At 70.6% G+C, this 12,819-nt stretch carries 11 protein-coding genes; 3 read left to right on the forward strand and 8 right to left on the reverse strand.

Going from position 1 to position 12,819, the window contains the following annotated elements:
* The first annotated feature begins 155 nt into the window (after positions 1–155).
* Positions 156–515 carry a trypco2 family protein gene (locus OHT52_RS12160; protein WP_328720163.1) on the forward strand — a complete coding sequence of 120 codons (360 nt, stop codon included), beginning with the start codon at positions 156–158 and terminating at the stop codon, positions 513–515.
* Positions 512–3,805, forward strand: coding sequence for an NACHT domain-containing protein (locus OHT52_RS12165; RefSeq protein WP_328720164.1), 3,294 nt, complete (start codon positions 512–514; stop codon positions 3,803–3,805). The genes OHT52_RS12160 and OHT52_RS12165 overlap by 4 nt, the downstream gene beginning before the upstream one ends.
* 88 nt (positions 3,806–3,893) lie before the next feature.
* Here the strand turns inward: OHT52_RS12165 and OHT52_RS12170 are convergent, their stop codons facing one another.
* Complete coding sequence (locus OHT52_RS12170) at positions 3,894–6,425, reverse strand: ATP-dependent Clp protease ATP-binding subunit (RefSeq protein ID WP_328720165.1); 2,532 nt, start codon at positions 6,423–6,425, stop codon at positions 3,894–3,896.
* Between the two features lie 669 nt (positions 6,426–7,094).
* Here OHT52_RS12170 and OHT52_RS12175 point away from each other — a divergent pair.
* On the forward strand, positions 7,095–7,694 hold the full coding sequence (locus OHT52_RS12175) for an SCO3374 family protein (protein WP_443046785.1): 600 nt from the start codon (positions 7,095–7,097) through the stop codon (positions 7,692–7,694).
* Here OHT52_RS12175 and OHT52_RS12180 read toward each other — a convergent pair.
* The 7 genes from OHT52_RS12180 to nadC all read right to left on the reverse strand — a co-directional run bounded on the left by OHT52_RS12180 (position 7,673) and on the right by nadC (position 12,726).
* Positions 7,673–8,014, reverse strand: coding sequence for a histone-like nucleoid-structuring protein Lsr2 (locus tag OHT52_RS12180; protein ID WP_328720166.1), 342 nt, complete (start codon positions 8,012–8,014; stop codon positions 7,673–7,675). The genes OHT52_RS12175 and OHT52_RS12180 overlap by 22 nt on opposite strands.
* A 144-nt stretch (positions 8,015–8,158) precedes the next feature.
* Entirely contained in the window at positions 8,159–8,728 is a 570-nt protein-coding gene (locus OHT52_RS12185; protein ID WP_328720167.1) for an amino-acid N-acetyltransferase, read from the reverse strand.
* A 9-nt stretch (positions 8,729–8,737) separates the two neighbouring features.
* Positions 8,738–9,229, reverse strand: a complete 492-nt coding sequence (locus OHT52_RS12190; protein WP_443046786.1) for a BlaI/MecI/CopY family transcriptional regulator — start codon at positions 9,227–9,229, stop codon at positions 8,738–8,740.
* A 626-nt stretch (positions 9,230–9,855) separates the two neighbouring features.
* A complete protein-coding gene (locus OHT52_RS12195; RefSeq protein WP_328720169.1) occupies positions 9,856–10,035 on the reverse strand; it encodes a hypothetical protein in 180 nt (59 codons plus the stop codon).
* Between the two features lie 95 nt (positions 10,036–10,130).
* Positions 10,131–10,712 (reverse strand): hypothetical protein, encoded by a 582-nt coding sequence (locus tag OHT52_RS12200; RefSeq protein WP_328723708.1) that lies wholly within the window; start codon positions 10,710–10,712, stop codon positions 10,131–10,133.
* A 170-nt stretch (positions 10,713–10,882) separates the two neighbouring features.
* Complete coding sequence (locus OHT52_RS12205) at positions 10,883–11,680, reverse strand: type III pantothenate kinase (RefSeq protein WP_328720170.1); 798 nt, start codon at positions 11,678–11,680, stop codon at positions 10,883–10,885.
* Positions 11,680–12,726 (reverse strand): carboxylating nicotinate-nucleotide diphosphorylase, encoded by a 1,047-nt coding sequence (gene nadC / locus OHT52_RS12210; protein ID WP_328720171.1) that lies wholly within the window; start codon positions 12,724–12,726, stop codon positions 11,680–11,682. The genes OHT52_RS12205 and nadC overlap by 1 nt, the downstream gene beginning before the upstream one ends.
* Positions 12,727–12,819: the final 93 nt, after the last annotated feature.

The following is a 12,819-nucleotide window of genomic DNA, read 5'->3' on the forward strand; positions in this document are numbered from 1 at the left end:
CTTCCGGCGATCCCGAGCACATCTCCGAAGGCGCCTAGTAGGCTCGAATCGGCCTGTGCGCCTTGTCACCGCCGGCGGGACCAAGGGATGTCCGATTTGGGACCTTCGGCATGCCACGTCATCTCGCCGCCGGGCAGGCGGCACCGGGGGCTGCCATGAGTACCGACGAGCACCACGCCCTGGACCGGATCGAGCTCGCGGACGCCGTCGAATCGGTCCGCGACCAGCTCATCGAGGCCGCGGCGCGCGCCACCGGGCGCCCCGTCGTCTTCAAGGTGGGCGACATCCAGATGGAGTTCACGGTGGAGCTCCGCAAGGAGGCCAAGGCGGGCGGCAAGGTCAAGGCATGGGTGGTGGAGGCCGGCGCCGACGCCTCCCGCACCACCGGCACCACGCACAAGGTCGCCTTCACCCTGAGCCCCCGCAAGGCCGACGGCTCCGGCCCGCTGGAGATCGGCAACGACGCCCCGGGCGGCAGCACCGCCCACTTCGGCCGGGGACGCGGCGGCGAGTGAGCGCTCGCCCCCGTCCCGTACGCCCCACGGACCGCACCGTCGTGGTCCGGTCGGCCCGCCAGGGCAGCGGGGTGCTGCTCACCGACCGGCTGGTGCTGACCTGCGCGCATGTCCTCGGGGGCGAGGCGAGCGCGTCGGTCTCACACCCGGACCTGCCGGAAGCCGTGACCGGCCACGTTCTCTGGGTCGGCGCGAAGCAGGACGCGGCACTCCTGCTGGCCGACGGCCCGCTGCTGCCCGTCCCGCCGGTACGCCTCGGTGTGCTCGCCTCGGCCCAGTCCCTCCCCGGCTGCGAGATCACCGGCTTCCCGGAGATCCAGCGGTACGGCGACGAGCGCCACTTGGAGGCCGACCAGTACACCGCCACCGTGCTGCCCATGGCGGGCCTCCTCCGGCACCTCCTGGTCTGCGAGCTGGACGGCCCGCCCCCGGCCACGGACGAGGACGGCCAAGCCCTGCTGAGCGGCCTCTCCGGCGGTCCGGTCTTCGCCGGGGCGGTCCTCATCGGCCTCGCCCGCCAGATACCGCCCCGCCGCGACGGACGACGGGTGGAGTGCGTCTCGCTGCGGCCCTTGCTGGAGTCGGCGGGCTTCCGCCAGGCGTACGAGCAGGCCACCGGGTCAGAGCCCCGTACGGAACAGGTGCACGGCACGTACCCGGCTGACCTCCCGTACGAGGAGGAGTACACGCTCGCCCTCGGCGCGGCCTACCGCAAGACCAGAATCTTCGGGCTGGACGAGCTGGGGCGCCGCGACTCCGAATGGGACCTGGACACCGCGTATCTGAGCCTGGAAGCGGAGACGGGCGGGCGGTGGACAAGCAGGGAGGTCCGCCTTCCCGCGGCCCGTACCGCTCCCCGGCGCATCGACGAACTCCTCACCGATCGTCCCCGGGTGCTGCTCCGCGGTGACGCCGGGGCGGGGAAGACCACTCTGCTGTGGTGGCTGGCGGCGCACGCCTCGGCCGGAACGCTCCCGGACCGGCTCGGGTCACTGAACGGTCTCGTCCCCTTCGTCGTCCCGCTGCGCACCGTGCGAGCGCGCAGCGAGGAGCTACCCACTCCCGCCGCGCTCCCCGTAGCGGCCCGGCTGGCCGTGGACACCGCTCCGGACGGCTGGGCCGGGCGTGTCCTGGAGTCCGGCCGGGGCCTGCTCCTGGTGGACGGGCTCGACGAGGTCCCGCCGGGTGAGCGGGAGGAGGCGTACGCCTGGCTCTCGCGCCTTGTCGCCCGCTACCCGGAGACCCGCTGCGTGGCCACCGTACGGCCGCTGGCCGTCGAACCCGACTGGCTGGCCGCCGAGGGTTTCGAAGAACTGCGGCTGCTGCCACTGCGCGACGAGGACATCCAGGCGTTCGTGGCGGCCTGGCACAAGGCCGCCCGGCTGGACGACGGCGATCACCAGCGCCTGCACGAACTCGAACGGGATCTGGCCAGGCAGTTCCGCGCCAACCGCACGCTGAGCGACCTGGCGCGCACGCCCCTGCTCTGCGCGGTGATCTGCGCGCTGCACCGGAGGCAGGAGGGCTTCCTCCCGACCACCCGCTGGAAGCTCTACCGGTCCGCTCTCGGCATGCTCCTGGGCAATCGCGACCAGCGGCGGGGCATCACGGGCCCCGAGGGCATCACCATGGAGGTGGAGGAGCAGATGCTGCTCCTCCAGCGGATCGCGATCTGGCTGGTGCGCGAGGGGCAGACCGAGTTCTCCCGTGATCAGGCCCTGCACCAGCTGGACCGGGCGCTGGCAGGCATGGAACGGGTGCGGAGGCAGGGAACGGCGGACGCGATCCTCACCCACCTGCTCAACCGCAGCGGCCTTCTCCAGGAACGGGCGGACGACAGCTACCAATTCGCCCACCGCACCTTCCAGGACTACCTGGCGGCAGCCGAATTCGTCGAGTCGGACCAGATCAACGAACTGCTCCGGGCCGCCCACGACGAGTCGTGGGCGGACGTGATCGCGCTGGCGTCCGGACACTGCGGACGGAGCCAGCTCTCCACACTGGTCAACGGGCTGCTGGACCAGGCGGAGTCGTACGACGAGGACGCACCCGGCGCCTGGGGCGTGGCGGCGGTGCGCGTGCTGGCAGCCCTCTGCGCCCAGCAGGCGACGTGGCTGGGCGACGGAACGCGGGAGCGGATACGCGCGGCGCTCACCGAACTCTTCCCGCCACGCTCCCTGGAGATGGCGGACCTGCTCGGGTCCCTCGGCACGGACGCCTTGGCCCATCTGCCGGATCCGTCCGCTCTCCCGGACGATCCCGCCGACAGGCGGTTCATCGTCTGGCTGCTCGGCGCGGTCGGCGGGCGGGAGGCTCTCGCGTACGCCCGCGCATGGGTGGCGGACGCCCCCGCGTCGGCCTCGGAACTGTCCACCGAGTGGCCCAACTTCCCCACCGAGGAGTTCGCCCGGGACGTCTTGGCCGGGGGGTACCTCGACGGAGCCCATCTGTCCGTCGGCAGCCGTGCCGAGCTGCTGGCCCTGCCCCACCTGGGTCCCGCCGGGCCGGCCCTCGCCCTCACGCTCGACGGCCCGTTCGAAGAGGGCGACCTGCGGCAGGGGCTGCGGCAGATCCGCCCCGAATCCCTGACCTTCCTGCGCAACCCGCTGCTCACCGACCTATCGGTGCTCCAGGACCGCCGTCAGTCGCTACGGCTCACTGTCGACGGGTGCCCCGGCGTCACGGACCTCGCGCCGCTCAAGGGCTGGCCCGCCCTGCGGCAGCTCATCCTGCGCACCGACGGCCTGCCGATGGACCGGCTCGCCGCCCTCAGGGAAGTGCCGTGGTTGCGGGAACTGGACGTGGCGTCCGACGCCGACCGCCTGAGCGGGCTGCCGTCCCTGCCTCGCCTCAGGGAGCTGGCCCTGCACGTGTCCGGCGCCGTGGAACTGGACAATCTGAGTGCGTGGTCCTCGCTCCGAACCCTGCGGCTGCGCAAGGTCTCCTCGCTGGAGTCCCTGGTGGCCGCGCTGCGTACCGCACCGCACGTCACGGCAGTTGAGCTTTCGCACGCCGTCAGCGAGCCCTGGCCGGGTGACGGAGAGCCGCTGCCTCAGCTGTCCGCGCTCTCCCTCGTAGTCGGCCGGGGATCCAACGCCGGGCTGCGCCCGCTCCGCGACCTGTTCCCGTCCCTGCGCCGCCTCACTCTGCGCGGCCGGCCAGGCACCACGATCGACGTGACCCCTCTGTACGGACAGCCGGACCTGCACATCGAGGTGCTCCTGGGCGGAGGCGAACTCGTCGGGTCCGAGCGCCTGGAAAGCACCCGGCTGACCGTGGCAGCGCTCTGACCGCCGGACGCCCCCTCCCCGCACACGAAGAAACTGCCCCGGACCGATACCGGTCCGGGGCAGCCCCTTCACTCACGTACGCCTGGTACTACGACGCGTCCTTCGTCATGTTCGGGCCGGCGCCACCGGCGGCCGACTCGATCGGCGGGACGTCGGGCAGGGCCGACTTCTCCTCGCCGCGGAAGGTGAACTTCTTGTCGTCGCCTTCGCCCTCCGTGCCGACGACCACGATGTGGCCGGGGCGCAGCTCGCCGAAGAGGATCTTCTCGGAGAGGATGTCCTCGATCTCGCGCTGGATCGTCCGGCGCAGCGGCCGGGCGCCCATCACGGGGTCGTAACCCTTCTTCGCGAGCAGGTTCTTCGCCTCCGTGCTGAGCTCGATGCCCATGTCACGGTCCTTGAGACGCTCATCCACCTTGGCGACCATGAGGTCGACGATCTGGATGATGTCTTCCTGGCTGAGCTGGTGGAAGACGACGGTGTCGTCGACACGGTTCAGGAACTCGGGCCGGAAGTGCTGCTTGAGCTCTTCGTTGACCTTGACCTTCATCCGGTCGTAGTTCGTCTTGACGTCGCCCTGGGCGGCGAAGCCCAGGTTGAAGCCCTTCGAGATGTCCCGGGTCCCGAGGTTGGTCGTCATGATGATGACCGTGTTCTTGAAGTCCACGACCCGGCCCTGGGAGTCGGTCAGGCGACCGTCTTCCAGGATCTGGAGCAGGGAATTGAAGATATCGGGGTGGGCCTTCTCGACCTCGTCGAAGAGGACGACGGAGAACGGCTTGCGGCGCACCTTCTCGGTGAGCTGGCCGCCCTCTTCGTAGCCCACGTAACCGGGGGGCGAACCGAAGAGGCGGGAAACCGTGTGCTTCTCGCTGAACTCCGACATGTCGAGGGAGATCAGCGCGTCCTCGTCGCCGAAGAGGAACTCGGCGAGCGTCTTGGAGAGCTCGGTCTTACCGACACCGGACGGGCCGGCGAAGATGAACGAGCCACCGGGGCGCTTCGGGTCCTTCAGGCCGGCCCGCGTACGGCGGATCGCCTGCGAAAGGGCCTTGATGGCGTCCTTCTGGCCGATGACGCGCTTGTGGAGCTCGTCCTCCATGCGCAGCAGACGGGAGGACTCCTCCTCCGTCAGCTTGAAGACCGGAATGCCGGTGGCGGTCGCCAGGACCTCGGCGATGAGATCGCCGTCGACCTCGGCGACGACGTCCATGTCGCCGGCCTTCCACTCCTTCTCGCGCTTGGTCTTCGCGGCCAGCAGCTGCTTCTCCTTGTCGCGGAGGGAAGCTGCCTTCTCGAAGTCCTGGGAGTCGATGGCCGACTCCTTGTCGCGGCGCACGCCCGCGATCTTCTCGTCGAACTCGCGGAGGTCCGGCGGCGCGGTCATCCGGCGGATGCGCATCCGGGAGCCGGCCTCGTCGATCAGGTCGATCGCCTTGTCCGGGAGGAAGCGGTCCGAGATGTACCGGTCGGCCAGAGTGGCGGCCTGGACCAGCGCCTCGTCCGTGATGGAGACCCGGTGATGGGCCTCGTAACGGTCGCGCAGGCCCTTGAGGATCTCGATGGTGTGCGGCAGCGACGGCTCCGCGACCTGGATGGGCTGGAAGCGGCGCTCGAGTGCCGCGTCCTTCTCCAGGTGCTTGCGGTACTCGTCGAGCGTGGTCGCACCGATGGTCTGGAGCTCACCACGGGCCAGCATCGGCTTCAGGATGCTCGCGGCGTCGATCGCGCCCTCGGCGGCACCCGCACCCACGAGGGTGTGGAGCTCGTCGATGAACAGGATGATGTCGCCGCGGGTGCGGATCTCCTTGAGGACCTTCTTCAGGCGCTCCTCGAAGTCACCGCGGTACCGGGAGCCGGCGACCAGGGCGCCGAGGTCCAGGGTGTAGAGGTGCTTGTCCTTGAGGGTCTCGGGCACCTCGCCCTTGACGATCGCCTGGGCCAGGCCCTCGACGACGGCGGTCTTGCCGACGCCGGGCTCGCCGATGAGGACCGGGTTGTTCTTGGTCCGGCGGGACAGCACCTGCATGACCCGCTCGATCTCCTTCTCGCGCCCGATGACCGGGTCGAGCTTGGATTCGCGGGCAGCCTGGGTGAGGTTGCGGCCGAACTGGTCCAGCACCAGTGAGGTGGAGGGGGTGCCCTCGGCGGGGCCGCCGGCGGTGGCGGCTTCCTTGCTGGTGGAGTAACCGGAGAGCAGCTGGATGACCTGCTGCCGCACCCGGTTGAGGTCGGCACCCAGCTTCACCAGGACCTGCGCGGCGACGCCTTCGCCCTCGCGGATCAGGCCGAGCAGGATGTGCTCGGTGCCGATGTAGTTGTGGCCGAGCTGGAGGGCCTCGCGGAGCGACAGCTCCAGGACCTTCTTGGCTCGGGGCGTGAAGGGGATGTGGCCGGACGGGGCCTGCTGGCCCTGACCGATGATCTCCTCCACCTGCTGGCGGACCGCCTCGAGCGAAATCCCGAGGCTCTCCAGGGCCTTAGCGGCGACACCCTCACCCTCGTGGATAAGGCCCAGGAGAATGTGTTCGGTGCCGATGTAGTTGTGGTTGAGCATCCGGGCTTCTTCCTGAGCCAGGACGACAACCCGCCGCGCGCGGTCGGTGAACCTCTCGAACATCGTTAATCGCTCCTCAGAGCGGTCAGGCAGTTAGGGGTCGGTCCCCTCCCTGTCCTTCCGCAGCTTAGTCCCGCAAGCGGGGACCGCTCATTCCAACTGCCGACCGGATCACCCCCGCAGCAGCGAGGAAACCTTGCCGATCAGCCGACACCTGCTCCAACCCGATGGTGCGAGACGATGTTCCCGCAGGCCAGGCAGATACCCCTGTCAGCACTACGCCGGTGGCGAACGCAAGACGCCCCGGTTCGTGTGTCGCCCCTTCCCACCAGTCATGTCTTACCCGCAATTACAGACAGTCCATGCGGCGCGCGCCCGTTCCCTCCGCTACGGGCGAACAACCGCGTGGCGCCCGACGCTCCCCCGCACGCCCTTGACCGGAACCCCCCGTAACAGCCCGCGCACGTGGGGTGACGGCCGTTGCGCCCGCGGCGCAGCGGCCCGGGGCTCACGAAACCCCTCACGAGCCGTCTCGCGCCACACCTGGCGTAACCCGGAAGGCGGTCCGGAGGTTCCTCGCACATGAGCCCCATCGTCCCGTCACCTCGCGCCCCGCGGTCGGCCGACACGTCGGCACTGGTCCCGCCGGGTCGTGGCCGCCCCCCGGACGCGGGTACGCGCCCGGGCGGCGGCCACGCCGGAAGCGTGGAGAACACGTGTGGCGCGGAGCACCTGGAGCGCGCGGGGACCGGCCCGTGCCGGGAGCCCGAGGGCGCCGAGGACCCCGCGGTGGCCTTGGAGCGGTGGTACGAGGACGGGCTCGGCTGGGCGACCGACCGGGGCCGCCCGCTGGCGTTGCTGACCGGCGTCCGGTTCGACGTGCTGGACCTGCCCGCCGCGGCGGGTCGCGCGGTGCTGCGCCGTTTCGGACGTACCGGTCCCGTGGCGGTGGCGCGGGGGCGGATGCGGCTGCTCGTGGCGGCCGGGAGCGCGGAGGAACTGCCCGCACTGCTGGACTGGCTGGAGTGGGGCGGTATCGCGCTGGATCTCGTGGGCATCGGGACCGGTGGCAGGATCACCGCACCGGCACCGCACCGGTTGTCGCACCGCTGCCCGCCGGGGGCCGCGCTCTGGCTGCGGCCCCCCGAGCCGCCGCGGGGTCCGGATTCCTTTCCGGCCCTCGCGGGTTTCGGGAGCAGGGGTGGGGATGCTCCCGATCTCGTACGGCTGGTGGATATGGCGGCGACGGAATGCCACCGGGTCCGTTTGCGGCGTTCCCGGGTGCGTCCGACGGCCGGCCGGCCGTCGAGTCAGCCGTTGGCCGCCTCGTAAGCCTCGCGGACACCGGCGGGAACGCGACCGCGGTCGTTCACGTCGTGGCCGTTCTCGCGGGCCCACTTCCGGATCTCGGCGGTGTCCTTGTTGCCACCCGTACCGGCACCGAGCGCACGGCCCTTGCGGCCCGTGGCGGCGCGGCCGCCGGTGCGGCGTCCGCTCTTGGTGTACGGCTCGAGAAGACCACGGAGCTTGTCCGCATTGGCCGTCGTGAGGTCGATCTCGTAGGTCTTGCCGTCCAGCGCGAACGTGACGGTCTCGTTCGCCTCGCCGCCGTCGAGGTCGTCAACAAGAAGGACCTGAACCTTCTGCGCCACGAGATATCCTTTCATCGAAAATGGAGTACGCGGAAAGGAAACCGCTTTTCCCGGGAAAACACAAACCCCAGGGAGAGGTTCGGGGCCCGGGGAACACGGGAAACGGGCGCGTATCGGACATAGGGATCAGGGAAGTTCTACCGATCAGAGGTGCAGAAGCATCCGGCTGTTGCCCAAGGTGTTCGGCTTCACTCGTTCGAGACCGAGGAACTCGGCGACACCCTCGTCATAGGAACGCAGCAGCTCGCTGTAGACATCCATGTCGACAGGCGTCTCGCCGATCTCCACGAACCCGTGCTTCGCGAAGAAGTCGACTTCGAAGGTCAGGCAGAAAACCCGGCGGACACCGAGCCAGCGCGCGGTATGCAACAGCTTGTCGAGTACCTGGTGGCCCACTCCGGTGCCCTTGACCCGGTGATCGACGGCGAGAGTTCGCACTTCGGCGAGGTCCTCCCACATCACATGGAGTGCGCCGCATCCGACGACCCTGGCGTCCTGGTCGCGTTCCGCGACCCAGAACTCCTGGATGTCCTCGTAAAGGGTGACCGTCGCTTTGTCCAGGAGGATGCCGTCGGTCACGTAGCCGTCCAGCAGCCGACGGACCTCGCCCACATCGCTGGTCCTGGCACGGCGGACGGTGATGGCGGGCTTTTCGACCGCCGAGTCGGTTTCGCCTTCGGTTTCCGACTGGCTTTGCGTCAGGTCTGCAGACATGGCCCGACGCTATCGTCCGCCGCCCTCCGCCGTGTCATCGACCGGAACATCGGCGTGAACGTCCGCCGGACCGTCGGTCGCGGTCTCTGCGCCGGGGCCTTCCGCGGTGTCCGCCGTGCCGCCACCGGCGGCCGCCGCGGCCCCGGGATCGGTCGGCAGTGCCGCCACGCCACCCGGACCTGGGGAAATGATCCGCACGGCGTCATTGAGGGCTTCCCGCTGTTCCGCGGACATCATGCCGAAGAAGGCGACCAGTGCGGCGGCCGGGTTGTCGCTCCGCGACCAGGCTTCGTTCATCAGTGCGGCCGAGTACGCGGCACGCGTGGAGACCGCCGTATATCGATAGGCACGGCCGTCGACTTCTCTGCGGACCCACCCCTTCTGGTGAAGGTTGTCCATAACCGTCATGACGGTGGTGTAAGCGATCGAGCGTTCCCGCTGAAGGTCTTCCAGCACTTCTCGCACGGTGACGGGTCGGTTCCATTGCCAGACGCGCGTCATCACGGCGTCTTCCAGCTCTCCCAATTGGCGGGGCACACGGTCACCTTAATGCCAGATGCCCGAAATGCGTAGTTATTTTCTCCGGAGCCCCCGAGCGAGACCCGAGCCCTCCGAGAAGGGAAGAGAACCCGGGGACCCGGAAGGTACGGAAAAAAGAGCGCGGGGCCCGATGCGGGCCGTGCGCTCTTCGGGGTGCGCCGGGTAGTGCGGGTGCCATGGGGGGCGCGAATTAAGCGCCGCGCGCCGGCAGTGGGCGCCGATAACCGTCCGGGTGGTCGGTTGTTCCGGTTGTGCGTGCCGGCCGTACGGGCGGAAGAACCGAAGACGGCCGGACTCCACAACCGCCTCGGGCGCCGGAGAATCCGGCGCGGGGCACCCGGACACGGCGGAAATCAGGAGCGGGACACCCGGACGGGAGTGGATACAGTCACCGGCATGGGCCGGAATGGGGGCCTCGCACCTAAAGCGCGCACCGACGGCGCATACGCACGCCGGGAAGGCGGGTAGCGACGTCGCGCGCGGGCGCCGGCTCAGGCCGTCGGCAGCGCGAAACCGGCACCGGAACCGGTACCGGAATGCGTCGCCCGGACAGCCCGGACGTCCCGGGCAAGGCGCGGATCAGGCGTTCAGGCGCTTTCGGCGGCCGGGGTCTGGCGCGCGGCCTCGGCACGGGCGAGGGCGGCGTCCACGGCCGCGTCCTCCTTGCCCTTGTTCGGCCCACCCTGGCTTTTCACCATCGTCACCACGAGACCGATGAAGAATGCGGCCATCACGACGGGCGGAACAAGCGCGGCTACGTAGTCCATGACGTCCAGAGTAGCGAGGCCGGTACGGCGGTCCGAGGCACCCTCCCCGGCGGGTCGGGCCGGACCGCCGTACGCGCGCAGAACGGACGGGCGGCTCAGCCCGCCGCGCGTTGCTCCTCGGGCGGCGGCGCCGGGCGGCGGCGCGGCGGGAAGACCTCGGACGGCTTGGGCATCGGGCGGTCGCCCGGCGCCTGCGGCCTGGACGGTGCGGCCGGACCCGCCGGGCGCTGGGGCTCCGCCGCCGCGCGGCCGCCCGGCAGGGCCAGCAGCCGGCTGCGGGGGCCCGGGGCGGCGAGGACCGCGGTACGGCCCGCCAGGCGGGCCCGTACCGAGCCTTCGGCGAGCACCTGGCAGCGCTCCAGGAGCGCTGCCGCGACCGGTCTGCCGCGCAGCGCCCGCAGGGCCGCGAGATCGTCCGGCCGGGGGTCGTAACCGGCGGCCAGAGCGTCCTGGAGGAGCTCCAGGTAGCCGCTGACGGAGCCGGGCAGGGCGGCACGGTAGCGGGCGAGGTCGGCCAGCAGGAACGCGCGGAGCCGGCCCGCCTCACCGACCGCGTCGTCCACCGCTCCCGCGAGCCGCAGGCAGTCCTGGACATCCTCGTCGGGCAAGGGCATGGGGTGGAGGGCAACGGCGAGAGCGCGTCGGAGTACCCGCAGCTCGTCCGCACCGAACGCCATGCCGCCTCGTGATCCGTAGGGCGTGGGCATGGCGCGACAGTACGTGCTAAAGGGACAAAATCCTCTTAACTGGTCACATGTGGCGCGGCGCGTTCCGGTGCGGCCGGGCCGCTGTGCTGAGGCGTCGTCGCAGGTGCGCCAGGGTGCACGGCCGCGACGACGCCGCACGGCTACATCCGCGAGACGTTCCGCTCGTAGACCAGGCGGAGCCCGATGAGGGTCAGCCAGGGCTCGTGTTCGTCGATGACGGAGGCCTCGCCCAACACCATTGGCGCAAGGCCCCCGGTCGCGATGACGGTCACGTCGTCGGGGTCGTCCGCCAGCTCGCGCTTCATCCGCGCGACCACGCCGTCGACCTGGCCCGCGAAGCCGTACACGATGCCCGCCTGCATGGCCTCGACGGTGTTCTTCCCGATGACGCTGCGCGGGCGGGCCAGCTCGATCTTGCGGAGCTGGGCACCCTTCACGCCGAGCGCCTCGACCGAGATCTCGATGCCCGGGGCGATGACGCCGCCGGTGTACTCGCCGCGTGCGGAGACCGCGTCGAAGGTGGTGGCGGTACCGAAGTCGACGACGATCGCCGGACCTCCGTACAGCTCGACCGCCGCGACCGCGTTGATGATGCGGTCGGCGCCGACCTCCTTGGGGTTGTCCATCAGGATCGGAACGCCGGTCTTGATGCCGGGCTCCACGAGGACGGCGGGCACGTCGCCGTAGTAGCGGCGGGTCACCTCGCGCAGCTCGTGCAGGACGGCGGGGACCGTGGAGCAGATCGCGATGCCCTCGATGCCGTCGCCCAGCTCCACGCCGAGCAGCGGGTGCATGCCCATCAGCCCCTGGAGAAGCACGGCCAGTTCGTCGGCGGTGCGGCGGGAGTCGGTGGAGATCCGCCAGTGTTCGACGATCTCCTCGCCGTCGAAGAGACCGAGGACGGTGTGGGTGTTGCCGACGTCGATGGTGAGCAGCATCAGGCGTCGGCCTCGCCGGTGGCGGGGACCTCGCGGAAGTCCAGGCCGATGTCGAGAATGGGCGAGGAGTGGGTGAGCGCGCCGACGGCGAGGTAGTCGACGCCCGCGTCGGCGTAGGCGCGGGCGGTGTCCAGGGTGAGCCGGCCGGAGGACTCCAGCACCGCGCGCCCGCCGACGAGCGCGACGGCCTCCTCGGTCTCGCCGGGGGTGAAGTTGTCCAGCAGGATCAGGTCGGCGCCGGCCTCCAGCACCTCGCGGACCTGCTGGAGGGTGTCGACCTCCACCTCGATGGCGAGCTCGGGGAACTCCTCGCGGACCCGCTTGAACGCCTCGGCGACGCCGCCGGCCGCGATCACGTGGTTGTCCTTCACGAGGGCCGCGTCGGAGAGCGACATCCGGTGGTTGACTCCGCCGCCGCAGCGGACCGCGTACTTCTCCAGCGCGCGCAGCCCCGGGGTGGTCTTGCGGGTGTCGCGGACCTGGGCCTTCGTCCCCTCCAGGACGTCGGCCCACGCGCGGGTGGCGGTGGCGATTCCGGAGAGGCGGCAGAGCAGGTTGAGGGCGCCGCGCTCGCCGGTGAGCAGGTCGCGGGTGCGGGTGGTGACCGTCAGCAGCTTCTGTCCGGCGACGACGCGCTCGCCGTCCTCGACGTGGCGCTCGACCTCGAAGTCCTCGGTGCAGACGATGGAGAGCACGGCCTCCGCGACGCGCAGGCCCGCGACGACACCGGCCTCGCGGGCGGTGAAGTCACCGGTGGCGACGGCGTCCTCGGGGACGGTCGCCACGGTGGTGACGTCCACCCCGCCGTCGAGGTCCTCCTCGATCGCGACGTGCGCCACGTCCTCCACCTGGACGGGGTCGAGTCCGGCCTCGGCCAGCAGCGCGGCGAGGGAGGGGTCGAGCCCGCACTCCAGGGCGTCCGGGTCGTAGTCGTCCGAGGCGCAGCCGCAGTCGTCGCCGCAGCCGCCCGCGGACGCTGCGGGGGCCCCGATGTGGATCAGCGGGACGTCCACCGGTGTCGGGCGGTTCTCTTCGGGCGTGCTCACGGTTGCGGCTCCTCGGTGGCGTCTGGCGGTGCGGTGGCGGTGATGGTGCGGGGATGCGGGTCGGGCTGGTGCGGTCGGGCCGTGCGGTCGCCC

The sequence above is a fragment of the Streptomyces sp. NBC_00247 genome (genome assembly GCF_036188265.1).
GTDB lineage: Bacteria > Actinomycetota > Actinomycetes > Streptomycetales > Streptomycetaceae > Streptomyces.

What these genes read in the sequence shown, in the direction of transcription:
- OHT52_RS12160 (WP_328720163.1), top strand. Translation starts at nt 156, where the DNA reads ATGAGTACCGACGAGCACCACGCCCTGGACCGGATCGAGCTCGCGGAC.
- OHT52_RS12170 (WP_328720165.1), bottom strand. Translation starts at nt 6,425, where the DNA reads ATGTTCGAGAGGTTCACCGACCGCGCGCGGCGGGTTGTCGTCCTGGCT.
- OHT52_RS12185 (WP_328720167.1), bottom strand. Translation starts at nt 8,728, where the DNA reads ATGTCTGCAGACCTGACGCAAAGCCAGTCGGAAACCGAAGGCGAAACC.
- OHT52_RS12190 (WP_443046786.1), bottom strand. Translation starts at nt 9,229, where the DNA reads ATGACGCGCGTCTGGCAATGGAACCGACCCGTCACCGTGCGAGAAGTG.
- OHT52_RS12195 (WP_328720169.1), bottom strand. Translation starts at nt 10,035, where the DNA reads ATGGACTACGTAGCCGCGCTTGTTCCGCCCGTCGTGATGGCCGCATTC.
- OHT52_RS12200 (WP_328723708.1), bottom strand. Translation starts at nt 10,712, where the DNA reads ATGGCGTTCGGTGCGGACGAGCTGCGGGTACTCCGACGCGCTCTCGCC.
- OHT52_RS12205 (WP_328720170.1), bottom strand. Translation starts at nt 11,680, where the DNA reads ATGCTGCTCACCATCGACGTCGGCAACACCCACACCGTCCTCGGTCTC.